Raw genomic sequence first — 24,838 nt, 5'->3', positions numbered from 1 at the left:
GGCGCTCCTGCCTGCCACATGGTTGACGCCCCACCTGCTCCGGAGCAGATTGGCGGGGCCATAAAATACCCCCTGCACAGGGCGCTGTGCTGGATCGTTACAAGTCGGCTGCAAAGAGGTTGTGCCATGATGCTGTTCCCCCGTATGCGTCTCTCCCATCTGGTCACGGCCCTTGTTCTGCCCGTAGCCCTTGCAGGGTGCGCGGGGCAGCCACAGCCAACCCAGTTTGCCCCGCTGAACTATGACTATCTGGGCAAAATCCACCTCAATGTCGCAACGCTGGATATTGTGGACAATTCCGTAACCAACCCCGAACCGGGCGATATTGGCTACAAATCCCCCTCCCCGCCAGACCACACCCTGCGGCAGATGGCATCGGACAGGCTGGTCGCGGTAGGGAACACCGCAGCAGCAACCACAGCCCATTTTGTTATTGACCGGGCGTTTATCCTCCACCAGCCCGGCGGCACGCTGGACGGACAGATGGACATTCATCTGGACCTGCTCAACCCCGAGGGCAAACGCGTGGCCACGGCATCAGCCCAGGCAACCCAGACCCTACACCCTGACCCGTCGCAGGATGTGGAAAGCCCGGCCAATCTGTACGAAATTACAAAAGACATGATGCAGACCATCAATGTCGAGTTCGAGTATCAGGTCCGTCATTCCCTGAACAAATGGCTGGTGGATGCTGGTGGCACCCCCATGAACAACGCCATCCAGACCCAGTCCCTGACTGGCACGCCCGATGCCCAGCCAGCCGCGGCCACAACATCGGATGCAAGCGGCCTGAGCGCCCCCTCCGGCACCACTGCTGCCAGCAGCGCAGGAACAACAGCCGCAACCACTGTGGACCCTGCCAGCACGGAAGCGTCCAGCACCAACGCACCGACCGCCGCACCCACTGCGCAAGACAGTGAACCCAGTGCCATCTTCCCCGCCGGAATGGACGATGGTGCCACGCAGGCACCAGCCAAGAAGACCCTCTCCCCCAAAGCTGGTTTTCTCACCCTCCCCTCCAGCACAAAAACAGCGCACTAACTCCCGTTTTACCCCGCCTCCGGCCCAGACACTGGGCATGTGAGGCGGGCTCAGGCATTGCAGCGTGCCCACCGCAGCGCCATAAAAGGCGGTATGACGCCCCTGCCCAATCCCACCGACCCTGACCAGATTGCCGATGGCCTGCCGGTCAAAGACATTCTGCCACAACTGCGCGCTCTTCTGGCCGCGGACCCAACGCCCCAGCGCCCGGCCAGCGCCATAGTTGTCGCCCCGCCGGGGGCAGGCAAAACCACCTCCATCCCTCCCGTTCTTGCAGCCTGCGCGTGGCGGGGGGAGAGCGGGCGGATTATTATGCTCGAACCCCGCAGGCTGGCTGCCCGGGCTGCCGCGCAGCGCATTGCAGCCCTTATGGGGGAGGAGGTTGGCGGGTTTGCAGGCTACCGCACACGTATAGACAGCGCCGTATCGGCCCGGACACGCATAGAGGTGCTGACAGAAGGGCTGTTCCTGCGCCGCCTGCTGGGAGACCCCATGCTGGAGGACGTGGCCTGCGTTATTCTGGACGAGGTTCACGAGCGCTCGCTTGAGGCCGATCTGGCTCTTGCCTTCTGTCTGGACCTACAACGCACCCTGCGGCCGGACCTGCGGCTTGTCGCCATGTCTGCCACAGCCGAGACCGAGCGGCTGGCCAGCCTGATGAACGCACCCGTCCTGACCAGCGAGGGCCGCATGTTTGCGCTGGAGGTGCACCACGCCAAAAAAGACATCCCCACCCTGCGTGACATTGCGCCAGCTACCGCTACGGGTATTCGGCTCGCACTGGCAGAAACACAGGGCGACATTCTGGCCTTTTTACCCGGCACGGGTGAAATCAGGCGCACCGCCCAGTTGCTGGACGGGATAGCGGCCACGGTCCTGCCTTTGCATGGCGAGTTGCACCCGGCAGAACAGGCCCGCGTGCTCCGCCCGGCAGACGCTGGCGAGCGGCGGGTTATTCTGGCCACCTCCATTGCGGAAACATCGCTCACCGTACCGGGGGTACGTGTGGTCGTGGACTGCGGGTACCGCCGCGCCCCCCGGTTTGATGCCGGAGCCGGGCTTTCGCGGTTGGATACGCTACGCATTTCCAAGGCAGCAGCACGCCAGCGCGCAGGCCGTGCCGGGCGCGAGGCTCCGGGAACGGCCTACTGCCTGTGGAGTGCGAACACGCAACGCGCCATGCCCCAGCATGACCGCCCCGAAATTTTAGAGGCTGATCTGGCGGATTACGTTCTGGCTACAGCCCTGTGGGCCGACACTGTGGGGAGCACCGACCCCCTGCCCCTGCCAGACCAGCCCCCCGGCAGCGCACTGGCCGCAGCGCGGGAACTGCTCGAACACCTTGGAGCGCTTGACGGCGCGGGAGACATTACCCCGCTTGGCAAACAGATGGCCCAGCTTGGCACACACCCGCGCCTTGCCGCCATGTTACTGGCCGCGCGCACAGCGGAGGAAGCCGCACTGGCCGCAGACATGGCCGCCCTGCTGGAAGAGCGCGACCCCCTGCGGCCACGCCACAGCGCACAGGGCCGCCCCCCTGTAACGCCCCCTGCCGATATCGGGCTAAGGCTGGACCTGATCGCGGGAGAGGACCACCCCGATGCAGACCGGGCCGCACTCAGCCGCATAAGACTGGCTGCCAAGCGCTTTCGTGCCCGGCTGAATGTTCCCCAGCACCTGCGTGCACAGGGGAATGCTGCGGCCCTGCTGGCGGCTGGCTTTCCCGACCGTATTGCCCTGTGCCGGGGCGAGCCGGGCAGTTACCGGCTGGCTAACGGCAGCAACGCACGCCTGAAACGAGATGACACACTCGCCCCCCACCGCCTGCTGGCCGTAGCCGGGCTGCACCTGCGCACAGCAGCCGAAATCCGGCTGGCTGCCCCGCTGGACCTGAACGACCTGCCCCCCACCCTGCTGGCACGCACACATGAGCAGGTGGAAACCACGCTAGACCCTGTATCGGGCAATATTCTTGCACGCAGGCGCACACGCATTGGCTGCCTTGTGCTCAAGGACCGGACCGAAAAGGTCAAACCAGAGGAAGCGGCATCCCTCCTTTTGCTCCATGCGCGCGATGCGATGGAAACCGCCCTGAACTGGACAGACGCCGTAAAGCAGTTGCAGGCCCGCGTTGCACTGGCCCGCAGCATATCCGCCCCCACCGCACCCCATACCGGCGCAGTGGAAGAGACACAGGCATGGCCCGATTTTTCCTCCCCCGCGCTGGCTGCGCGTGTGGACGAGTGGCTGGCCCCCTACATGGCAGGCTGCACCTCTGTTGCCACCCTCAAGGCTCTGGACTGCCATGCCCTTTTACGCAACCTGCTGACCTACGCCCAATGCCAGTGGCTGGAGAGCCAACTGCCGACCCATCTCCCCTTCCCCGGTGGCCGCGCGGAGGTGGATTATACACAACCCGTGCCCGTAGCCTCTGCCCGCGCGCAGGTGTTTTATGGCACGGAGCGCACGCCGTTACTGGCGGGTGGGCAGGTGCCGCTACGGCTGGCGCTCCTGTCCCCCGCCGGGCGGCCACAGGCCATTACGGCAGATTTGGGCGGGTTCTGGCAGGGGGGCTGGGCAGACATGCGGCGGGACATGCGCGGCCGCTACCCCCGCCATGACTGGCCGGAAAACCCCGCCCTTGCCCCCGCCAAGCCACGCCCGCGCCCGGGCTAGGCGGGCCAGCCGTACTCCCCCCACACCACGGGCGGGCTCTTGCCTGCCCAGTGGCCCTGCCCATGTTGCGCGACCTCCCACAGGGTTTTACCCACGCCAGAACACACCCCGGCACAGCACAAGGTTGCACAAGCCCGCCAAACATGGCCTAAAGTTTATATGCTTGGCTCCATGGCACCACATTTGATGAACAGATTGCTACAAGGCCTGCCCTCCATGGCACTGGCCTACCTGTGCTGTGCGCCGCTCCACGGCGCAAACGCTGCATGGGCCGATACACCCTCCACCCCGGCAGCGCCCCTTGTAACTACCGGTCCAGTCAGCTTTGCCCCACTTGTGCGCAAGGTTGTTCCCGCCGTGGTCAATATTGCCGTAACGCGCGATGATTCTGCCGCCGACAGCCACCACAGGCTGCCATCCTCGGTCAAAGGCACACCGCTGGAACGGCGCTACCGCGAGCGCATGCGCCACCATGGGGATGAACTGCTGGAGGCCGGGTCGGGTTTTTTAATCGACCCCGGCGGCGTTATTGTAACCAATGGTCATGTCGTGGAAGACGCGGACACCATTACCGTATCCCTTGCCAGCGGGAAGGAGTTTACCGCAACACTGGTGGGCATGGACCCGCTGACCGATATTGCGGTTATCAAGATCATCAGCCCCCAGCCCCTGCCCTATGTGGAATGGGGGGATAGCAGACAGGTGCAGGTGGGCGACTGGATCATGGCGGCAGGTAACCCGTTTGGTCTGGGCTCATCCGTAACGGCTGGCATTGTATCCGCCCGTGGGCGCGATATTGGCGCGAGCCCGTTTGATGATTTTCTACAACTTGATGCGCCTATAAACCCCGGCAATTCCGGCGGCCCGACCTTTAACCTTGCCGGGCAGGTTGTGGCCCTTAACACCGCCATTGTCTCCCCCACCGGAGGGTCCGTTGGGCTGGGGTTTTCCATTCCGTCCGAAATTGTCATCCCCATTGTGCAGACCCTGCGCCAGACCGGGCACATAGACCGGGGCTGGCTGGGCGCAACGCTGGACGACATCACACTCCATAACGGCGCAAAAGTGACCGAGGTGGACCGTGACAGTCCCGCAGCCCGTGGGGGGCTGCGCAAGGGGGACATTATTACCATGCTGAACGGGGAGCATGTGGATACCGCCCGTGCCATGATCCGCTCCATAGCTGCGGCCAAACCGGGGAGTGAGGCCACTCTGGCCATCCTGCGCAACACCCACCCCCAGACACTGAGCATACGCGTGGGCCTGCGCCCCCTGTCCGAGGATGGGGGCTTCCATTAAGGTCCACCCAACCTGCGGGTGTGAAATCTGGCTCTTAAAAACGCGGCTTGAACCATAACAGGCAGCCAGCCGCAAATGGCAGAATACACTGGCCCTCAGGCATGGTGCCCGTGCGGCTGGTCAAATCATGGCCAGTGGCTCCTTGCGCCGGGGGGGCGCAAAAGCGCCGTCCAGTTCCGCCAAATCCTGCGCACTCAGCACAAGCTCCTGCGCGGCCAGATTGAGCCGCATATGCGCAACCGTTCCCGCCTTGGGAATGGCCAGCATATTGGGCTGGCGCAACACCCAGGCCAGCGCCACCTGTGCAGGCGTTGCCACCCCCAGTGATGTCGTATGCCGCGCCGCCACCCGCCCCAGCACCGGGTTGTGGAGCAGCGCACCACCCTGACCAATGGGAGAATAAGCCATGCTGACAACCCGGCGCTGCCTGTCTGCGGGGAGCAGGTCATACTCCACGCCCCGATGCTCCAGACTGTAGAGTATCTGATTGGCCACGCACTCTCCGGAGTGGGTGCAGCGCTCAAGGTCATGCATGTCATCGGTATCAAAGTTGGAGACTCCCCAGTAGCGGATCAGCCCCTCCTGCTGGAGGGTGCGGAAGGCCTCCACCGTCTCGCTCAGCGGTACGTTGCCACGCCAATGCAGCAGGTACAGGTCCAGCCTGTCTGTTCCCAGTTGCCGGAGTGACTGGCGGCAACTCTGCGCAACACCCTTGGCCGATGCATTGCTGGGCAGAACCTTGCTGACCAGAAAAACCTGTTTGCGCAGGGGGGCTATGGCCTCCCCCACCAGATGTTCCGAGCGGCCATTGCCGTACATTTCCGCCGTGTCCACCACCTGCACACCCTGCTCTACGGCGTAGCGCAGACTTGCTATCTCCTCCTCCCTACGGACTGTGGAATCGCCCATATTCCATGTGCCCACGCCCAGTGCTGGCAGGCATGTTCCATCTGGCAGAGATATGGTTCTGGTCATGACCATTTTAACTCCTTGTGTCCTTGCACCATCAGACAGCATAAAACAGGCCTGCTCCCTGCTTTGTTCCACCTCAGGGCAAAACTGTTATGGTTGATATATGACCCAGATCGGCTTTTACCACCTGACCCGCACCAGCCTGAGCGAAGCCCTGCCACAGTTGCTGACCCGCACGCTGGACAGTGGGCAAAAGGCCGTGGTCTGGTGTGCCGACAAACCCTTGCTGGAAGAGCTGGACAAAACACTCTGGCAGGTTGCAACGCCCAGATGGCTCCCCCATGGCAGTGCGGGCATAGCCTGCCCCGACCTGCAACCTGTCTGGCTCAGCACCGGGGAGGATTGCCCCAACGAGGCCCGCTTTCTTTTTCTGACACAGAACAGGCAGTGCACGGACCCCACCCGTTTTGAGCGGATATTCGACCTGTTTGACGGGCATGATGAGACCGCCGTAGCCGCTGCGCGGGAGCGCTGGGCACAGGCACACAAAGCCGGGCACGACCTGGCCTACTGGCGGCAGGAGGACAGGGGCTGGAAGCGCGCCCGCTAGCCCCGGCAATAGCAAGCAGGATAAAAAAAATGCCTGCCCGATTGTTCGGGCAGGCAAAGGTCTGGCCGGGCGTCAGCCCTGCTCAAACCCGTTACGCACAAACCGGTCAAGCAGGCGCACACCAAAGCCGGTAGCCCCTTTGGGCTGACCGTTCTTGGCCTTGGAGGCCCATGCAACCCCGGCAATGTCCAGATGCGCCCATGCGGTTTCACCCACAAACCGCTTGAGGAACTGTGCCGCAGTAATGGAACCGCCAGCACGACCACCGCTGATGTTCTGCATATCTGCGATATCGGACTTCAGCAGGGCGTCATATTCCTTGCCCAAGGGCATGCGCCACAGTTTTTCCCCTGTAAACGCCCCGGCATCGGCCAGCCCCACGGCCAGCGCATCATCATTGGAGAACAGACCCGCATATTCGTGGCCAAGACCCACAATAATGGCCCCCGTCAGGGTTGCCAGGTCGACCATAAGCCGGGGGGCAAAACGGTCACGCGCATACCAGAGCACATCGGCCAGAACCAGACGGCCTTCGGCATCCGTGTTCAGCACCTCAATGGTCTGGCCAGAGGCACTGCGCACCACATCCCCCGGACGCTGGGCCGTGCCGGAGACCATGTTCTCCACCAGACCCACCACACCCACAGCATTCACCGCAGCCTTGCGCAATGCAAGTGACGCCATAAGCCCGGTTACCGTTGCGGCCCCGGCCATGTCCCACTTCATGTCTTCCATGCCCGCGGCAGGCTTGATGGAGATACCACCCGAATCAAAGGTGACGCCCTTGCCAATAAAGGCGATCGGGGCGTCCCCTTCCTTGCCGCCGTTCCAGCGCATGACAACCGTGCGCGGCTCGTTGGCGCTTCCCTGTGCCACACCCAGCAGCGCACCAAAGCCCAGCGCAGTCATGGCGGCGCGGTCCAGCACCTCCACCTCTACCCCATGGGCACGCAGGGTTGTCGCCCGCTCGGCAAATTCAACCGGGGTCAGCACATTGGCTGGCTCGCTTACCAGGTCGCGCGTCAGCACAACACCGCGCGCAACGGCCAGCAGAGAGGGCCAGACCTCCTGTGCCTCGGCGCTGTGTGCGCTCAGCACGCTCAGTTCGGCCAGAGCACGCTTTTTATCGTCCTTGTCCTCGGTCTGGTACAGGCCAAAATGATAAGCCCCCAGCACGGCCCCCAGCGCCACATGCGCTGCCAGCACGCCGGACAGTGCACCTACGGCCAGCGCAGCCTTGGGTGCGCGCGCCAGCAGGGACGCGGCAAGCCCGCCTGCCTTTTCGGCCGCCCATGCATCCACGTCGTCCGCCTTGCCGATCCCGACAAGTACAATGCGCTCAAAACTATCCGATGGGGCGAGCACGACACAGCTTGTGCCATCCTTGCCCTTAAACCCCTCGGCCTTGGCGGCACGGCCAAGTGCACCATGTGTTGCCGCGTCAAACGCCTGAAAAGCCGCAGACTGCGCGTCTCCTTCGGGCACCAGAATAGCCAGCGCGCCAGCCGTAGGCTGTGTGTGGGTGGAAAATGAAATCTGTAGCATGGTTCTGACCGATCTCCCTGAAAACCACATCTTTTCTGCCTAAGTCCCCCACCCCGTCTTGGCAATAGCCACACCCCCAGCACAACCCGATTGCATGATAAACACCAACACCGCACCACAGGGCATGACGGCGGCCCCAAGCTGGCGTATGCTAGGTGCATGAGCACCTTTGCAGATACGGACCTGCTGGCCCTTGCCGCCAGACTGGCCAACGAAGCCGCCGAAATCATCCGCACCATTCGCGCGCGGGGGTTTGAGACCGTGACCAAAACCGACTCCTCCCCCGTAACGGAGGCGGACCACGCAGCGGAAGCGCATATTCTGCGGGGCCTGCGCGCGGCCACACCCGACATACCCGTTATTGCGGAAGAGGAAGTGGCTGCGGGCCTGCAAGCCTACGCAACCCCGGCGTACTGGCTGGTCGACCCGCTGGACGGCACGCGTGAGTTTGCCGCAGGACGGGACGACTTTACCGTTAATATCGGCCTTGTACGCAATGGCCGCGCAGCACTGGGAGCTATGGCCCTGCCTGCCTACCACCAGCTTTACACCGGCGGCGTGGGCCTTGGCGCCTACCGCGAGGACAAAAACGGCGTGCAGGCCATTCATGTCCGCACGGCCCCGCAGGAGGGGCTGAGTGTTCTGGCCTCCCGCCATCATGCGGATGACACACGTCTGGCCGAATACCTGAACGGCAAAAAAATCGCGCATCTGGGCAACATCGGTTCAGCCGTAAAATTTGCCCGCGTGGCAGAGGGGTTGGTCGACCTGTACCCCCGCCTCGGCCCGACGATGGAGTGGGATACCGCCGCCCCGCAGGCCATTGTGGAGGCTGCGGGCGGGCACATTACACTGCTGGACGGGTCGCCCCTCGTTTATGGCAAAACGGGCTGGAAAAATCCGCCATTTGTCTGTACCGGAACACTATGACCAGCGCAGTCCACCCGTAGCCCCTTTACGCAGGGTTTGCCTGTTGCCAAAACATTGCCTGCCCCACCGATCGGCCTACGGATTGCACCCTGTTGCCATGAGAAGACCATGACCAGACGTCTGGATGCCACTCCAAGCGGCATTGCCACAGCCGCCAGCATTCTCCGTGCTGGGGGCCTTGTGGCGTTTGGCACGGAAACCGTTTACGGCCTTGGGGCAGATGCAAGCCAGCCGCAGGCCGTTGCCCGTATTTTTGAGGCCAAAAACCGGCCGCGCTTCAACCCGCTTATCAGCCACTTTGCCCATGCTCAGGCCGCTTTTACGCAGGTTGTGCCCAATGCCATGGCCCACAGGCTGGCGCAGGCATTCTGGCCGGGGCCACTCACACTCATCCTTCCCCGCGCCCCGGCATGCTGCATCAGCGATCTGGCGGCAGATGGTCTTTCCAGCCTTGCGGTACGCGTGCCCGCCAATGCTGCGGCCCGTGCATTGCTGGAGCAGGTGGACCGCCCCATAGCCGCGCCCTCGGCCAACCGCTCGGGCCGCATAAGCCCGGTAGATGCCGCCCATGTGCTGGAAGAGCTGGAAGGCCGCATAGACGCGGTGCTGGACAGCGGCCCCTGCATGGTCGGGGTGGAAAGCACTGTGGTGGACCTGACCGACCCGCAGGCCCCCTGCCTGCTCAGGCCGGGTGGTGTGACGCTGGAGGAGTTGCAGGCCATCTGCCCCCATATCCGCCTGCCGCAGACCAACAGTGACGTGCTCCCCCATTCGCCCGGTCGCCTGATCTCGCATTACGCCCCCCATCTGCCGGTGCGGCTGAATGCCCTGCACGCACAGGCGGACGAGGCCCTGCTGGCATTTGGCGCCCCCCGCCCCACCGAGGCACCGCTGGTGTGGAACCTGAGTGAAAATGGCAATCTGGAAGAGGCTGCGGCCAGACTGTTTACCGGCCTGCGCACACTGGACCATCAGGCCCGGGCTCTTGGGCTGGAGCGGATTGCCGTCAGCCCCATACCCCAGCATGGTCTGGGCCGCGCCATACAGGACCGCCTGAACCGTGCCGCCGCCCCCCGCCCGCAAGACGGCGTGGAAGACGCTGCACCATGAGCGAGATTGACCCCAAGGAACTCAAGATCCTGTCAGACATTCTGGCTCTGGTGCTTGAAGACCATCCCGGCCAGTCAGATACGGCCCTGCAGGCCCTGCGCAACCGGGCGCGCAAAAACAGCACAACAGGCGGCGCGCTTAAAAACCTGTTCCAGACCATTGCGGTCAATCCCTCCAAGGCCCGCACCACAACCCGCCAGACAGGCACGCGGGCTTCGGCCAGCAGGTCCAAAACAACGGACATGCCGGACCAGTACCGCGTACAACTGCGCGAAATGGCCGACAGCATCACCCGGCTGGACCGCAACCTGCGGGTTGCCCACTCGCAGAATGAAACACTTAAATCCGAACTCTACCTGACCCAGAAGTCACGCGCCGAACTCCAGACCCATCTGGCAACGCTTCAGGCCAGCAAGAGCCAGAAAAAACCGCTCACCATTGCCATTAGCCTGCTTGTCGGCCTGCTGGTGGGGGTTGCGGGCTCGCAGGCTGTTCATGCCCTGTGGCCAACGCCCATCCCCCCCCACACTCTGGCCGATAACACCCACTACCTTTACTAAAGGGTAGAACAGACTGCCCTCCCCCTTGTCTTTTGTGCTTTTGCAGGGAAAACCAGAGCCATGACACAAACGCCCCTTCCCCCGCCCCTACATGATGCGCTGGTGCAGCTTCTTGGCCCATCTGGCGTACTGACCAATCCGGCGGATACGGAAGCGTTCTGCGTGGACTGGCGCGCCCTCTACCACGGTAAATGCGCTGCTGTCCTGCGTCCGGCCAACACAGCAGAATGTGCACAAGCCGTTGCCCTGTGCCATGCGCATAATGTGCCCATGGTGCCGCAGGGGGGTAACACCAGCATGGTTGGGGGGGCCACCCCGGATTCAAGCGGGCTTGCAGTTGTTATTTCCACCACCCGCATGAACCAGATCCACAGCATTGATCATGCTGACCTGACCATGACCGTGGATGCCGGGGTCACTCTTAAAGCCGCTCAGGATGCGGCAAGTGCACAGGGGCTTTTGCTCCCGCTGTCCATCTCGTCCGAAGGTTCGGCCGACATTGGCGGCATTCTGGCCACCAACGCAGGCGGCAACAATACCGTGCGCTACGGCAATGCGCGTGAGCTGGCCCTTGGGCTGGAAGCGGTTCTGCCCGACGGCAGTGTACTTGATCTGATGCGCAAGCTGCGCAAGGACAATACAGGCTATGCCCTGCGCCAGCTGCTGGTCGGCTCGGAGGGGACGCTGGGCCTGATTACGCAGGCCGTTATCCAGCTCCAGCCTGCTCCCCGCTCGCGCGAGACTGCGTTATGCGCGGTAGAAAACCCACAGGGCGCGCTCAATCTGTTTGCGGCGTTCCGCAAGCAGGACCCATCCGCCATTCATGCGTTCGAGTTCATGTCCGGCACGTCCATGGCGTTGGTGAACAACCTGATCGAGGGTGCCAGCCTGCCGCTGGAAGCCCCTGCTCCCGCCTATGTTCTGGTGGAACTGGCCAGCCCCCGCGCAGATGACAGCCTGCGCAGCCTTATGGAAGATATTCTGGGCAGCGCACTGGAAGAGGGCTTGGTAACAGACGCCGTACTGGCTGAGAGTGAAAGCCAGCGCCAGAGCCTGTGGATGATCCGTGAGGAACACGCCGAAGCCCAGAAACGTGCCGGGGCATCGGTCAAAAACGATGTTTCTGTCCCACTGGCAGCCATACCGGAGTTTATTGCAGATGCCACCAAGGCTTGCGAGGCGCTGATTCCGGGTATTCGGGTGGCACCCTTTGGCCATATTGGTGATGGCAATATTCACTTCAATCTTGTGCAGCCCGAAGGAGCCGACCCAGCCGCGTTTTTGGCGCAGGACCATGCCATGATGGATACAGTAGCAGCCATTGTGCGCAAACTGGGTGGGTCTTTTTCGGCCGAGCATGGCGTGGGGCAGCTCAAAACCTACATGATGCCGTCCTGGCGGGGTGGGGCCGAGCTGCAAACCATGCGCCAGATTAAAGCTGCCATTGACCCGCAGAACCTCATGAACCCCGGCAAGGTGCTTCCCCCAGCCTGAGCACACCATGGTACTGGCCGGGCGCAGTTCAGCGCGCCTTTGGCCAGACCACCCGGCATCTGGCACAATACTGCCCCAATACAGATGTGGGCTTTATTGCCCGCGAGCAGAAAATGCCAGAGTTGGCCGCCAAAAACACAGTATTTGTAAAATAAATGCTGGCAAAACAATAAGCCCGGGGTCCCACCCCGCCATAATCATGGCAAGGCCGGTCAGAATAGGGGCCGCTGCCCGCTCTACCCGCGCCCCATTGGGTGTGTTGCAGGCCAGAACGGAACATACACCCCCAACGCCGAGCAGCGCTGCTGCCATAATGGCGTATAGCGGGTAACCACCCGCTTGTGGTGCCAGACCATCCTGCACGCTGGAGAGGGTAGAAAGGTCGGATGACCAGCCGGCCAGCCCGAACAGAAAGCTGAATGGCAGCACAAGCACACCAAACACATCCCGCAGCAGGCCAACAAAGCCCATGACCACCGGTGGCAGGAGCATGCACGCCACCCCCACCACAACATCCAGAACCAGAAAAGCAAGTGCAGGTGTTGCGGTTTTACCGGTCATACGCGGCACTCCCGTACCATATGCTCCGCGGGCTCAGTCCTTCCACCATTTAACGGGCTGGGGTTCTGCCTCGGCAGTAGCATCCTCAGCCACCTCCAGCTCCTTGCGGGGGCGGCCACGGGGCTTGGCTTCCAGTTGGCGGCGCAGGTCTGCCACCTCTGCTTCCAGCACCTCCATCTGGCGGCGACCGGCACGGATTTCGCGCCCTGCCTGCGCCAGTTCTGCCTCACGCTCGGCCAGCTTACCCTTCTGCTCAGCAATCAGGGCATCCGCGTGGCCCATGCGTGTGGTCAACCCACGCTGAGCGGCCTGAAGGTCAGCCAGTTGGCGCTCACTGTCTTCCACCTTCAGTTTTTCTTCTGCCAGATGGCGGCGCAGGCGGGAAAGTTCGCTGTTGTCCTCTTCATTAAAATGCACAGCGCGGGAGGACCCCGCTACACGCGGCAGGGCCACGGTGCGCGGTGTTGTGCGTGCAAGCGAATGTTTTTCCACCTGCACCTCTCCGTCGCGCACAAAGCGACGGCGCTTGTTATTGGCGCTTTCGGCTACAGGGCGGGACTGAGGTGCAGGGGCGGGCTGGCGGGAGCGGGCAGAATGTCCAAGGCGCTCAAGAGCGTTGCGCATGGAGGCTTCTTCAAGCCCTTCCTCATTATCCCTGTCTGCTACGGGGGAAGACAGAAAAGATGATGTATTCATGAATTCAGATGTCACGTTTCAGATATTTTATGGTCTGTTTAAACGCTGCCAGAAAGCCAAGTGTGTTTTTATACATTGGGGCAAAACAGATGCCAGGCAAATGCTTTGCAACCAGACAACAGAATAAAAACAGAAATATGGCCGCAGCACCGGCAGCAGGGTATTTTACACATTACCGCGCAGGCAATGTCTGCTGTGGCTGTTCATACCACACGCCCCCCCTTTTTCCAAGGGGTTGTGTGGGTTTTGGCTATTTTTCGCCTTTTGGCACGGGCTGCCACACAACATCGCTCTGACCATCATGGTTAAAGTGACGGGCCAGCACAAAAAAGTAATCAGATAATCTGTTCAGTATTTTAAGCAGAACAGGATTAACACGCTCCTGCCGTGACAGGGCCACCATGCGGCGCTCGGCCCTGCGGACCTGTGTGCGGGTCAGATGCGCCCATGACGCAGCCACGGAACCGCCGGGCAGCACAAACCCCGCAAGCGGTGACTGGCGGCTCCTGAGTTCCTCCAGCCTGCTCTCGATCACCAGCAGGGCGGCTTCCTCCACGCGGTTTGCACGTTCAGCCATGGGGCCATCCTCTGGCAGGCAGATATCCGCCCCCATATCGAACAGCAGGTTCTGCACCATGGTCAACTGGTGCACCACATCATCCCCCGCTGGGGTGTGGGCCTGCACAAGCCCAACAAGGGCATTGATCTCATCAAGTGTACCAAGCACCTCCACCCGGGCCTGATCCTTGGCAACACGCGTACCATCCCCCAGAGATGTCTGCCCACCATCCCCGCCACGCGTGACAACCTTATCAATCCGTATGCTCATACCCCGACTCCCCACCCCGGTTCTGGATTATCTGATGCAAACGCACCACGGCTCCCGGCGTTTCCTGCACTAAAATTGGTGCGCCAGCCGCCTGCACTATTCCCGTTTGCCACAGACACGCCTATACACGCCCCTATGCTGACTGGACCTTTTCTTACACGTCTGTGGCGGATCTGTGGTGCGCTTCTTATTGCCACGGGTACCATTATGGGCGCTTTGACCGCACATCTGCCAGACCCCCACTTTGCCGAAGGCGGGCGGGTCATGGCACGCAGCGCCATGGATATGCAGATGTGGCAGGGCATTGCCCTGCTTGCCCTTGGTCTGGGGCTGCGCGAGCGCACCAGCCGCCTGCTGCTTTTGGGCGGCTGCGGGGTGCTGGTAGGGACCATCATGTTCTGTGGTGGCGTTTATAACACCGCCTTTACCGGTATCCACGGGAGCCATATTGCCCCAGTTGGCGGCAGCTTTCTTATTCTTTCGTGGCTGGTTCTGGCCGTGGGCTGGGTGCTCCGGGCATGAGCACCTCCATACAGGGCGCATGGCTTGCCGCAGACGGTCTAAAGCACGTCTTGCAAGAAGATCTGCTGCTCCGTGGCGTGGAGAGTGTGAACTGGCACGGCATGCTCGCCCTTTCCACACAACGCCCTGTCTATTCCCCATGGGCGCTGGATATATGGACCGCCCCACAGCGTGCGGGCATTACCTCCATCCGCAATGCGTCAGATACGCTGCGCGCCATCCAGCGCAACTGGAGCCTGTACGCGGCAGATAACTTCCGCCGGGCCGGGCTGATTGTGCAAAAGCTGCCCCCGGTCAAAGCGGCACCTCTGGTATTCCCCACCCCGGCACCAGCCAGCCCGCTGGGGGCATGGACCCTGCTGGACACCTCCACCTTGCTGTTCTCGGCCACAAAAACCAGTCCGTTTGTCAATGGCGCGCCCGAGTTTGTGGAAAACCGGACAGACCCGCCCTCCCGCGCCTACCTTAAACTGTGGGAGGCCTGCACCCGTCTGGGCCGGTGGCCTGCGGCAGGGGAGCGATGCTACGATCTGGGGGCCACACCGGGCGGCTGGACATGGGCGCTGGCAAGCCTTGGTGCAGAGGTTACTGCATTTGACCGCGCGCCCCTTGCGCCATCAGTTGCCGCCATGCCCGGTGTCAGCTTTCAGCAAGCCAGCGCGTTTGGGCTGGACCCCAAGCAACTCCCTGCGGCTAACTGGGTTTTTTCTGACATTATTGCCTACCCCCAGCGCCTGCTGCGCCTGACCCGTGCATGGATTGAGGCCGGGCAGACCAAAAACATTGTGCTGACAGTCAAATTCCAAGGCGAAACCGACCACGAAACCGTGGCAGCCTTTGAGGCCATACCCGGCGGGGCTCTAGCCCATCTGGCGCACAACAAGCACGAGCTGACGTTTTTCTGGTCGCAAGAAGCTGCCCTTCTGGGCGTATCTCCCTTATCTGGCACCATCTTGCCCTAAACCCTGCGGGGGCCGGGACTACTCAGCAACTTCTACCTGCGGTTCCGCCTGCGCTGGAGCAGGCGCTCGGTGCCATGCACCACAAGAACCGCAAGCGCAAAACACACAACAATCATGACAATGGAGACTGTCTGCTGGGCCTGCGCCTGCCCGTTAGAGGCCAGAAAGCGCAGCACATCGCCCCCAGCGTGCCCCCCGGTCATGGCATCCAGTCGGGGGAGAAAACCCAGAACCCACCGCAACAGCAGAACCAGCAGGGCACTCAGCCCCACTGTCGCCCCGGTTTTGAGCAAGGTCAGGCGGATACTACCATCATTCTGCGCCATGGCCGTTTAACGCCAACCGTGGGCTTGCTCGCCCGTATGCGCCTGATGCTCCCGCACCGAGGACTTAAGGTCAGGCACATCCTGTGCAGCCAGCGTGTCCACATAGGTGTTGTTCTTCCACACCCATCGGTCTGACCCATCGACCAGAATATCCCTGTACCCTCCGTGGCTTGTGGGCAGTAACTCCACAGGCCCGCTGACAGAATCCAGCACCTTGGTCCATGCACCACCACGCTGGAGATACACATCGGTGGAACAGCCTGCGGAACCACACAGGCTGGCGGCCTGTACCTGAACAAAAAGCCCCGTGTTTTTGCCATGTGCCGACAACGGGGCGGACCCCACCAGCACCAGTGGTTTGTCGTTATGTCGTGCGGCGGCGGCAAGGTCGTCCGCGTTCAGCTCCCGTGCAGCACTGTCCAGCGCGCTGCCACGCTGGTCAGTCAAAGCCACGACCTCCCCCCGACCATGCGCCGCAGATTTTGCACCATGCGCCCCCGCATGAGCGGAAACACCGCTGGACAGGGCAGACAACCCCGCCAACACGCAATACAACCCCACACGATGCTTCAAGCGCACATTCCCTGTGTTTTATCCGAACCAGACGTTCCAAACCGGAGTAGACCCCAAGCATGTCCGAACAGACAAGCCCAAATAACCCCCAGCACCCCAAGCCCGGCCTCTACCGCCATTACAAGGGAGGACTGTACACACTCCTGTGCGTGGGACGCCACAGCGAGACAGAGGAATGGCTGGTCACCTACAGGTGTGACGCTCAGGGAACCTACTGGGTACGCCCCCTGAGCATGTGGCAGCAAAGTGTTGACGGCACGCCGCGCTTTGCTTTTGTCAGCACGCCCTTACCCGGGCAGGGCAGCTAGGCACGGGCGCGCAGGCAGGCCAACGCGCCACAATGCCACCCACATTCAGGCCTGAGCCGCGACCTGAGCAATAATGTCCTCCACAATGTCTGGATCAGACAGGGTGGACAGGTCACCCAGATTGCTCAGGTCATGCGCTGCAATCTTGCGCAGCAGACGGCGGACAATTTTGCCAGAGCGGGTTTTGGGCAGGTCACGCACAACATAAATCTGCTCAGGCACCGCATAGCGGCCCACGCCTTCGGCAATAGCGCGACGCACCGCAGCAGGGTCCAGGCTCCCCTCGGTGCGGGGCACCACAAACACAACCAGCCCCTGCCCCTTCAGGTCATGCGGCACGCCAACGGCTGCACTCTCCACCACCTCTGCATCCGTTGCCACGGCATCTTCTATTTCCGCCGTGCCAATGCGGTGGCCGGAGACATTGACCACGTCATCCACGCGGCCAGTAATCCAGAAATACCCGTCCGCCTCCCGGCGTGCGCCATCCCCCGAGAAGTAACGGCCCGGACATGTGGTAAAATAGGTCTGACGGAAACGCTCATGGTCGCGCCACAAGGTCATGGCCTGACCGGGCCATGAGCGGGCCATGCACAAAAGACCATCGCCGGCACCTTCGACCACGGTCTGGCTCTGCGCATCCACCAGCACGGCATCAATCCCCGGCAGTGGCAGGCCAGCAGCCCCCGGCCGGCCCGGGACCTGCCCGGCACTGGCCGTGAGCATGACACCGCCTGTTTCAGTCTGCCACCATGTATCTACTACCGGGCAGCAGGCCTTGCCCACCTCATCATGGAACCACTGCCACGCTTCGGGGCTGATCGGCTCGCCCACCGTGCCCAGCACCCGCAGGCTGCTCAGCGAGCGGCTGCGCACCACGTCTGCATCCTCACGCATGGCCGCACGCACCACGGTGGGAGAGGTATAAAAGACGCTCACATTGTTACGGTCGATCACATCCCACCAGCGGCCCGGCTGGGGCCATGAGGGCAGGCCCTCATAGATCAGGATTGTCGCACCATTACACAGCGGGCCGTACACAACATAAGTGTGCCCGGTAATCCAGCTTGTATCCGCCGTACACCAGAACACATCCCCCGGCTGGGCGGCAAACACCAGCTCATGCGTATAGGACGCCCAGACCAGATACCCGCCTGTGCCATGCACAACGCCCTTGGGCCGCCCCGTACTGCCTGAGGTGTACATCAGGAACAACGGGTCGCATGCATCCATGACCTCGGGCGGGCAGTCGGGTATTTCCATAGCCACCTCAGCAGCGTAGGACAGGTCCCGACCGGGCTGCATGGGTACATCCGTGCCGGTTACAGGCACCACCAGCACATGGCGCACATGGCTAGATGCCCCGCAGGCCAGCAGAGCCTCGTCCATGGTCACTTTGCTGGGAATGGCCTTGGCGCCACGGCGGGCCACATCTGCCGTAATCACCACAACAGCGCCGCTGTCCACCAGTCGCTCGGCCAGCCCCTCGGCCGAGAAGCCGCCAAACAGCACAACATGGATTGCGCCAATGCGCGCGCAAGCCAGCATGGAGACCACACCCTCCGCCACCATGGGCAGATGGATGGCCACGCGGTCGCCCCTGCCCACACCCAGCCTGCGCAGCGTGTTGGCCAGACGGCAGACCTGAGCGTGCAGTTCGCGGTAAGTCAGGACCAGCCTTTGCCCGTCCTCCTGCCCTTCCCAGATCAGGGCGGGTTTGTCGGGCTGGGTCAGAACATGCCGGTCAAGGCAGTTCTGGGCAACATTGAGCTGTCCATCCTCATACCATGCAATACGCACATCACCGCCAAAATCGGAGCGGGAGGCGTGGGAAGGCGCTTTGTGCCAGACCAGTCGGCGCGCCTGCGACAGCCAGAAAGCTTCCGGGTCACGTTGCGCGCGCTGCACTTGCTCAACATAGCGATCGGAGACGCCTGTCTCCATTGTGCAGGGAACACTGTTTTCCACTTGGACTGGTCCTTTCATTTACGTTCTTATTTTGCACCCGAACCAGATGGTCTTTGACCATATCGCGCGGCCCGAGGAAAGGTGCGTCCATCCCCCCCATGCACAAATGTGCCAGATCGCGCATAAAAAAAGGCTGGTCACAGACATGACCAGCCTTTTCCATAATGCCGTTTTACGCCTCAGCCTTAAATCCGGTCGGCGCGGAAATAAGGGCCAGCCCCTGTATTACAGAGCAGCCTTGGCGCGTTCCAGAACAGCCTTGCAGGTCTTCTGGCGCAGCGGCAGGGTTGCCATTGCCACGGTGTATGTATGGTCGTTCAGGCGAATCTGACCAGCAGAGCCGATGGCATAGAACATGTTGCCGTCAGCACCATCGGAGACGGCGTTGGTCTTCTTGTTGTATTCCTGCAACGTGCGGAAGGCATCGTCATAATCAGGGACGTATTCATTCTGCACACAGTAGTTCAGCAGACCTGCATTTTCCTTCGGGTCAACGGAGGCCACATACCCCGATGGGTCCACGGTGGAGAGGAGAGACGTATCCCCCCCGCGGATAACCGGCATATTGAGGGTCTGGTCCTCGGCATGAGCAAGTACGGGCACGGATGCCAGCACGGACGTGGTAAGGGCTAGCGCCGACAGGGCACGCACGGCAAACAGTTTCATTCAGAATCTCCCAAACGGAATATGCGCCAAACTGCCCCGTAACCCCGACAAAGATCAAGCAGCCCCCACGCGCGCAAAAAACATGGCAGACCACAGCCTTGTCCATATGGGGAAGCGGGAGGGCTGTCATAACAAAAACACACCAGCGCAACCACACGCCAACATGCCCCCCAACACGCCTGCACAAACAGGCTGCAAACACCCGCACAACCCGCGTTGCATAAATATAGGGTGTTGAAACATTACGGTATTATCTTTGTCTTCTGTAACTCCAGCCACCCGCGCCACCTTGCATATGGCACCCCTGCCCCCAGCATTACGCCCCTGCCCCAGCAGCCCCACACAGCCGTTTACAGGCACCATCACGCACGCCGGACATGGATTTACACCACCCGCCTCTCCCGTAATCACGATCAGGTGATATAACGCCACACATGCCTCTGGCCCATGCGCAGCCCCCTGCACGCAGGCCACAAACAGGCTGGCCGATTGAACAGTTTGGCCTTCCATCCTATAACAACCTTAACGAGTCCGTAACAATCTAAGCGGGAGCTTATAACCAACATGCTACCTGCCAGCCTTTTTATGAGTGTTGAGACCGCGCCACACGGCACCGCGTCGGAAAATATCTGTACCGCCCTGCGCAAGGCTATTCTGGAAGACCTGTTGCCTGCGGGGCGCGCCCTGCCACAATCAGAACTTGCTGCGGGGTTTGGGGTCAGCATCATTCCCGTGCGTGAGGCGCTAAAGCACCTGGAGGCGGAAGGGCTGGTCGCGTTCATGCCCAACAAGGGCGCGCTGGTGATCGGGCTGGATGAAGCCGATATTCTGGAATACTCCCAGATCCGCGCAATGCTGGAGGAACAGGCCGCAGCCGAAGGGGTGCGCCACATGACCCGCGTGGACTTTGCCCGGGTGGAAGACGCCTACGAGGCCTTTGTAGCTGGCGTGGAAGGACCACAGGGAATGGTCCGCTCCGGAGCGCTCAACCGTGCTTTCCACCATTCCATTTACGCGGCAGCCCCCCGCCCCCGCCTGCTGGAAATGATAGCCGACCTGAACACCAGACTGGACCGCTACATACGCGGCCACCTGATTATTGAAGGTCGCACAGAGATAACCCACGACGAGCACAAGGCCATTCTGGACGCCTGCCGCAACCGCGATGCCGACCTGTGCGCCAGTCTGACCCGCGCACATATTATGGAAGCATCCAGAATCTCGGTAGAGGTCTTCCGGCGCAGGCACGCTGGCCTGACTGTCTGTTAAGCATTTTCAGCACTTAAAAAACCATAATTTACAGGGGCTTACTCAAGGGCGCTCCATCGCACGGCTGATATTATAATATATGTTATTGCAAATCGTATATTATCGTGTCAGAGCGAAAAAATCATTATGAAGCCAAAACCAACCTGCATACCCGCAGGACCATGGGTTTGGCGGCTGATCCGGATGAACAACGCCATGTCCTCCACCAACACATTTGCTCCTGACTTCGCATCCCGCACCCCGCTGCGCAAAGCCATTATCCAAGCCATCCGTCGCCCCGAGCAGACATGCATGGACGCTCTGGCCCCCGCCGCCACCCTAAGCCCGGCACAGGACAGTGCCGTGGCGGACATGGCCACCCAACTGGCCCAGACCCTGCGCAACCAGCGCAACCCCGGACTGGTGGAAACACTGGTGCAGGAATTTGCCCTGTCCTCCGCCGAGGGTGTGGCGCTCATGTGTCTGGCAGAAGCCCTGCTGCGTATTCCCGACATGGCAACGCGCGATGCGCTTATTCAGGACAAGATCGGGGAGAGTGACTGGCTTGCCCACGCCGGGCGGGGCAAACCGCTGTTTGCCAATGCCGCCGCATGGGGGCTGGCCCTGACTGGCCGTGTTGTCGCCGAACATAATGACAAAACCCTGAGTGGCGCCCTTATGGGTTTTGTGGAACGGAGCACCCGCCCCGTTATCCGCAAGGCAGTCGATGCGGCCATGCGCCTGATGGGCGAACAGTTTGTGCTGGGCCAGACCATTGAGCAGGCCCGCAAGAACAGCAAAAAGCTCGAAGATATCGGCTTCTCCTATTCCTACGACATGCTGGGCGAGGCCGCCTACACTGCAGCAGACGCCCAGCGTTACCGGCAGGACTATATTAACGCCATTAACGTGATCGGCCGCAGCGCTCAGGGGGCCAATGTTTACGAGCGTCCCGGCATTTCCATCAAGCTTTCCGCCCTGCACCCACGCTACGCCCGCGCCCAGCATGCACGGGTTATGGGCGAGTTGCTGCCCATTGTACAAGAACTCACCCTGCTGGCCCGCCAGTATGACATTGGCATCAACATTGACGCCGAAGAAAGCGAGCGCCTTGACCTGTCGCTCGACCTGCTGGAGGCCCTGTGCGCCACACCGGGGCTGAAAGGCTGGAACGGCATTGGCTTTGTTGTGCAGGCCTACGGCAAACGCGCCCCGTTTGTGCTGGATTACATTATTGACCTCGCACGGCGCACAAGCCGCCGCATTATGGTCCGCCTTGTAAAAGGCGCTTACTGGGATAGCGAAATTAAAAAGGCGCAGGTTGAGGGCATGGCGGATTATCCCGTTTATACCCGCAAATGCCACACGGACATCAGCTACATTGCCTGTGCTCGCAAACTGCTGGACGCACGGGATGTGATTTTTCCACAGTTCGCCACGCATAATGCACGCACCCTCTCCACCATCTACACGCTGGCCGGGCAGGACTATAAGATCGGGTCTTACGAGTTCCAGTGCCTGCATGGCATGGGCGAGCCCCTGTACCGTCAGGTCGTCGGGGCAGACAGGTTCAACCGCCCGGCCCGCATTTACGCGCCTGTTGGCACGCATGAAACCCTGCTGGCCTATCTGGTGCGTCGCCTGCTGGAAAACGGCGCCAACTCCTCCTTTGTCAACCAGATCGGGGATAATGCCATTGCCATTTCCTCGCTGATTGAAAACCCCGTAACATCGGCCCAGCGCTACACCCCTTTTGGCGCACCCCATACCGAAATCCGCAAGCCGCTTGACCTGTTTGCACCAGAACGCCAGAACTCCGCCGGGCTTGATCTGGCCGATGACAGTGTTCTGGACTCTCTGGCCGCGGGCATGGCCTCCGCACCGCAGCAGTGGACGGCCGCCCCCATTGTTCCGGGCGCACCAGTGCAGAGCACGGCACGCCCGGTTACCAACCCTGCCGACCGGCGTGATGTGGTCGGCCACGTGACCTACGCAACACCCGAAACCGTAACACTGGCAGCACAGAGCGCACAGCAGGGGCAGCCAGACTGGGCCAGCACCTCCCCCGCCGCACGGGCGGACTGCCTGCTCCGCGCCGCCGACCTGCTGGAAGAACGCCACCCCGCCCTTATGGCCCTGATCTGCCGCGAGGCGGGCAAGTCCTTGCCCAATGCCGTGGCCGAAATCCGCGAGGCTGTGGACTTCCTGCGCTATTATGCAGCCACCATCCGCCGCGATTTTGCCAACACCACCCACATCCCCCTTGGTGTTGTGGCCTGTATCAGCCCGTGGAACTTCCCGCTCGCCATCTTTATCGGCCAGATTGCCGCAGCACTGGCCGCAGGCAACGCGGTCATTGCCAAACCGGCGGAAGAAACACCCCTGATCGCGGCCGTAGCAGTCAACATCCTGCATGAAGCAGGCGTGCCCGCCACCGCGCTGCACCTGCTGCCCGGAGAGGGCGATGTAGGGGCGGCCCTGGTTGGTGATGCGCGGATTATGGGGGTCATGTTTACCGGCTCCACAGCCGTTGCCCAGCTTATCAACCGCCAGCTTCAGGACCGCCGGACAGCCACGGGCCAGCCAGTTCCCTTTGTGGCCGAAACCGGGGGCCAGAACGCCATGATCGTGGATTCGTCCGCGCTGGCTGAACAGGTTGTGGCCGATGTGCTGGCCTCTGCTTTTGATAGTGCAGGCCAGCGCTGCTCCGCGCTGCGCATCCTGTGCGTGCAGGATGATTGCGCAGACCATATTCTGGCCATGCTCCGTGGGGCCATGGCCGAACTGCGGCTGGGCAACCCGTCCATACTGGCAACTGATGTGGGGCCAGTTATCACCCCCGAAGCGGCGGCTGGCATTACAGCGCATATTCAGGCATTCCGTAGCAAAAATGCGCCGGTCCATGCCCTACCTCTGCCAGATAGCTGCGCCAACGGCAGCTTTGTGCCGCCAACGCTGATTGAGGTCACGTCCATTCGGGAAGTCGGGCAGGAGGTGTTTGGCCCGGTCCTGCATGTTCTGCGCTACCCGCGCGCGCAACTGGCCACAGTGCTGGAAGACATTAACGCAACCGGCTACGGCCTGACCTTTGGCCTGCACACACGTCTGGACACCACCGTACAGAGCGTTCTGGAGCATGTGCATGCTGGCAACCTGTATGTGAACCGCAACACCATTGGCGCGGTTGTAGGCGTGCAGCCCTTTGGCGGGCGTGGCCTGTCCGGGACAGGACCAAAGGCTGGTGGCCCGCTTATTCTGCGCCGCCTGCTGGCGCAGGTGCCACCGCTAGCACAGATTGTACGGGGCAGCACCCCGCAGGCCATGGCAGGCTGGACCGACTGGCTGCGGACACAGGGCGAGAGCGAGGCCGCCCAACGCGCCCACACCCTTGCCAGCCAGCCGGTTGTTAACGGGCAGATCACCCTGCCCGGCCCGGTTGGTGAGCAGAACCTGTACAGGCTGGGTGCCCGTGGCACCGTGCTGTGCATGGCCCAGACCAAGGCTGGTCTGTATGACCAGATCTCGCTCGCACTGGCGGGGGGAAATACCGCGGCCATTATGGCCGACGCCACACTCCTTGCCGCCGTTGCAAGCCTGCCTGCATCCATCGGGCAGTTTGTCCGCCCGGTCTCCTCCGCCCAGTCGGTTACGTGCAGCATTCTCCTGAGTGAGGAGGACAACAGCGCATTTTGCGCAACGCGTGCCCTGCTCAGCACCGGGAACGGCCCCATTGTATCGGCCTATATTACAGGCAGTGGCCTGCCTTCGATTGAAGCCGTGCTGGAGGAGCAGTCACGCAGCATCAACACAACCGCGGCAGGCGGCAACGCCAGCCTGATGACCCTGAACTGACAGAGCGCATAAACCCTGTTACTGGCCCGGCCTTCCGCCGGGCCTTTTTTGTTTGACCCTGCATGCCCATGTTCTGGGCATGGAGCATGGCACCATCCAATTAAGATCATTTTTCCGTGAGCGTGCAGAGTGTTACAACACCAGACGGAC

Annotated in this window: 22 protein-coding genes; 13 read left to right on the top strand and 9 right to left on the bottom strand. The window is 61.7% G+C overall.

Annotation, left to right across the window (positions count from 1 at the left end):
• Nucleotides 1–18 precede the first annotated feature (18 nt).
• From HK26_RS13425 to HK26_RS05065, 3 genes are all read left to right on the top strand, one after another.
• On the top strand, nucleotides 19–1,041 hold the full coding sequence (locus tag HK26_RS13425; RefSeq protein ID WP_257640862.1) for a hypothetical protein: 1,023 nt from the start codon (nucleotides 19–21) through the stop codon (nucleotides 1,039–1,041).
• Between the two features lie 93 nt (nucleotides 1,042–1,134).
• On the top strand, nucleotides 1,135–3,717 hold the full coding sequence (hrpB, locus tag HK26_RS05070) for an ATP-dependent helicase HrpB (RefSeq protein ID WP_086638824.1): 2,583 nt from the start codon (nucleotides 1,135–1,137) through the stop codon (nucleotides 3,715–3,717).
• Nucleotides 3,718–3,903: 186 nt separating this feature from the next.
• Nucleotides 3,904–5,016, top strand: a complete 1,113-nt coding sequence (locus tag HK26_RS05065; protein ID WP_086638823.1) for a S1C family serine protease — start codon at nucleotides 3,904–3,906, stop codon at nucleotides 5,014–5,016.
• A gap of 120 nt (nucleotides 5,017–5,136) precedes the next feature.
• Here the strand turns inward: HK26_RS05065 and HK26_RS05060 are convergent, their stop codons facing one another.
• Entirely contained in the window at nucleotides 5,137–5,991 is an 855-nt protein-coding gene (locus HK26_RS05060; RefSeq protein ID WP_086638822.1) for an aldo/keto reductase, read from the bottom strand.
• 100 nt (nucleotides 5,992–6,091) lie between these two features.
• Here HK26_RS05060 and HK26_RS05055 point away from each other — a divergent pair, with 100 nt between their 5' ends.
• Complete coding sequence (locus tag HK26_RS05055; protein ID WP_086638778.1) at nucleotides 6,092–6,538, top strand: DNA polymerase III subunit chi; 447 nt, start codon at nucleotides 6,092–6,094, stop codon at nucleotides 6,536–6,538.
• Between the two features lie 72 nt (nucleotides 6,539–6,610).
• Here HK26_RS05055 and HK26_RS05050 read toward each other — a convergent pair whose 3' ends face one another.
• Nucleotides 6,611–8,083 carry a leucyl aminopeptidase gene (locus HK26_RS05050; protein WP_086638777.1) on the bottom strand — a complete coding sequence of 491 codons (1,473 nt, stop codon included), beginning with the start codon at nucleotides 8,081–8,083 and terminating at the stop codon, nucleotides 6,611–6,613.
• Between the two features lie 159 nt (nucleotides 8,084–8,242).
• Between HK26_RS05050 and cysQ the strand changes: the two genes are divergently transcribed.
• The 4 genes from cysQ to HK26_RS05030 all read left to right on the top strand — a co-directional run bounded on the left by cysQ (nucleotide 8,243) and on the right by HK26_RS05030 (nucleotide 12,177).
• Nucleotides 8,243–9,013: a 3'(2'),5'-bisphosphate nucleotidase CysQ gene (gene cysQ, locus HK26_RS05045; RefSeq protein ID WP_086638776.1), complete on the top strand. Its 771-nt coding sequence runs from the start codon at nucleotides 8,243–8,245 to the stop codon at nucleotides 9,011–9,013.
• Between the two features lie 108 nt (nucleotides 9,014–9,121).
• The gene (locus HK26_RS05040) at nucleotides 9,122–10,123 is read left to right on the top strand and encodes an L-threonylcarbamoyladenylate synthase (protein ID WP_086638775.1); all 1,002 of its coding nucleotides are present in this window, start codon (nucleotides 9,122–9,124) and stop codon (nucleotides 10,121–10,123) included.
• Nucleotides 10,120–10,683 (top strand): hypothetical protein, encoded by a 564-nt coding sequence (locus HK26_RS05035; RefSeq protein WP_086638774.1) that lies wholly within the window; start codon nucleotides 10,120–10,122, stop codon nucleotides 10,681–10,683. Before HK26_RS05040 ends, HK26_RS05035 begins: the two co-directional genes overlap by 4 nt.
• A gap of 60 nt (nucleotides 10,684–10,743) precedes the next feature.
• Complete coding sequence (locus HK26_RS05030) at nucleotides 10,744–12,177, top strand: FAD-binding oxidoreductase (protein WP_086638773.1); 1,434 nt, start codon at nucleotides 10,744–10,746, stop codon at nucleotides 12,175–12,177.
• A 93-nt stretch (nucleotides 12,178–12,270) separates the two neighbouring features.
• Here the strand turns inward: HK26_RS05030 and HK26_RS05025 are convergent, their stop codons facing one another.
• The 3 genes from HK26_RS05025 to HK26_RS05015 form a co-directional block, all read right to left on the bottom strand.
• On the bottom strand, nucleotides 12,271–12,738 hold the full coding sequence (locus HK26_RS05025) for a hypothetical protein (RefSeq protein ID WP_086638772.1): 468 nt from the start codon (nucleotides 12,736–12,738) through the stop codon (nucleotides 12,271–12,273).
• A 33-nt stretch (nucleotides 12,739–12,771) separates the two neighbouring features.
• On the bottom strand, nucleotides 12,772–13,434 hold the full coding sequence (locus tag HK26_RS05020) for a hypothetical protein (RefSeq protein WP_086638771.1): 663 nt from the start codon (nucleotides 13,432–13,434) through the stop codon (nucleotides 12,772–12,774).
• 250 nt (nucleotides 13,435–13,684) lie between these two features.
• Nucleotides 13,685–14,263 (bottom strand): cob(I)yrinic acid a,c-diamide adenosyltransferase, encoded by a 579-nt coding sequence (locus HK26_RS05015; protein WP_086638770.1) that lies wholly within the window; start codon nucleotides 14,261–14,263, stop codon nucleotides 13,685–13,687.
• 135 nt (nucleotides 14,264–14,398) lie between these two features.
• Between HK26_RS05015 and HK26_RS05010 the strand changes: the two genes are divergently transcribed.
• Complete coding sequence (locus tag HK26_RS05010; protein ID WP_086638769.1) at nucleotides 14,399–14,785, top strand: DUF423 domain-containing protein; 387 nt, start codon at nucleotides 14,399–14,401, stop codon at nucleotides 14,783–14,785.
• The gene (locus HK26_RS05005; RefSeq protein ID WP_086638768.1) at nucleotides 14,782–15,747 is read left to right on the top strand and encodes an SAM-dependent methyltransferase; all 966 of its coding nucleotides are present in this window, start codon (nucleotides 14,782–14,784) and stop codon (nucleotides 15,745–15,747) included. The genes HK26_RS05010 and HK26_RS05005 overlap by 4 nt, the downstream gene beginning before the upstream one ends.
• 32 nt (nucleotides 15,748–15,779) lie before the next feature.
• Here the strand turns inward: HK26_RS05005 and HK26_RS05000 are convergent, their stop codons facing one another.
• Both HK26_RS05000 and HK26_RS04995 read right to left on the bottom strand, forming a co-directional pair.
• Entirely contained in the window at nucleotides 15,780–16,073 is a 294-nt protein-coding gene (locus HK26_RS05000) for a hypothetical protein (protein WP_086638767.1), read from the bottom strand.
• A gap of 6 nt (nucleotides 16,074–16,079) precedes the next feature.
• Complete coding sequence (locus tag HK26_RS04995; protein ID WP_086638766.1) at nucleotides 16,080–16,646, bottom strand: hypothetical protein; 567 nt, start codon at nucleotides 16,644–16,646, stop codon at nucleotides 16,080–16,082.
• Nucleotides 16,647–16,705: 59 nt separating this feature from the next.
• On the opposite strand from HK26_RS04995, the gene HK26_RS04990 reads away from it, so the two are divergent.
• The gene (locus HK26_RS04990; RefSeq protein ID WP_086638765.1) at nucleotides 16,706–16,954 is read left to right on the top strand and encodes a DUF1653 domain-containing protein; all 249 of its coding nucleotides are present in this window, start codon (nucleotides 16,706–16,708) and stop codon (nucleotides 16,952–16,954) included.
• A gap of 45 nt (nucleotides 16,955–16,999) precedes the next feature.
• On the opposite strand, the gene acs is transcribed toward HK26_RS04990, so the two are convergent.
• Both acs and HK26_RS04980 read right to left on the bottom strand, forming a co-directional pair.
• The gene (gene acs / locus HK26_RS04985) at nucleotides 17,000–18,898 is read right to left on the bottom strand and encodes an acetate--CoA ligase (RefSeq protein WP_086638764.1); all 1,899 of its coding nucleotides are present in this window, start codon (nucleotides 18,896–18,898) and stop codon (nucleotides 17,000–17,002) included.
• 249 nt (nucleotides 18,899–19,147) lie between these two features.
• Nucleotides 19,148–19,588 (bottom strand): DUF2501 domain-containing protein, encoded by a 441-nt coding sequence (locus HK26_RS04980; protein ID WP_086638763.1) that lies wholly within the window; start codon nucleotides 19,586–19,588, stop codon nucleotides 19,148–19,150.
• A 564-nt stretch (nucleotides 19,589–20,152) separates the two neighbouring features.
• On the opposite strand from HK26_RS04980, the gene HK26_RS04970 reads away from it, so the two are divergent.
• Nucleotides 20,153–20,857 (top strand): GntR family transcriptional regulator, encoded by a 705-nt coding sequence (locus HK26_RS04970; protein WP_086638761.1) that lies wholly within the window; start codon nucleotides 20,153–20,155, stop codon nucleotides 20,855–20,857.
• Between the two features lie 195 nt (nucleotides 20,858–21,052).
• Entirely contained in the window at nucleotides 21,053–24,688 is a 3,636-nt protein-coding gene (gene putA, locus HK26_RS04965; protein ID WP_374188220.1) for a bifunctional proline dehydrogenase/L-glutamate gamma-semialdehyde dehydrogenase PutA, read from the top strand.
• The last annotated feature ends 150 nt before the right edge of the window (nucleotides 24,689–24,838 follow it).

Source organism: Acetobacter okinawensis, from assembly GCF_002153655.1.
Lineage (GTDB): Bacteria > Pseudomonadota > Alphaproteobacteria > Acetobacterales > Acetobacteraceae > Acetobacter > Acetobacter okinawensis_A.
The sequence above is the reverse complement of the archived record's forward strand: the minus strand, read 5'-3'. Positions and strand labels throughout refer to the sequence as shown.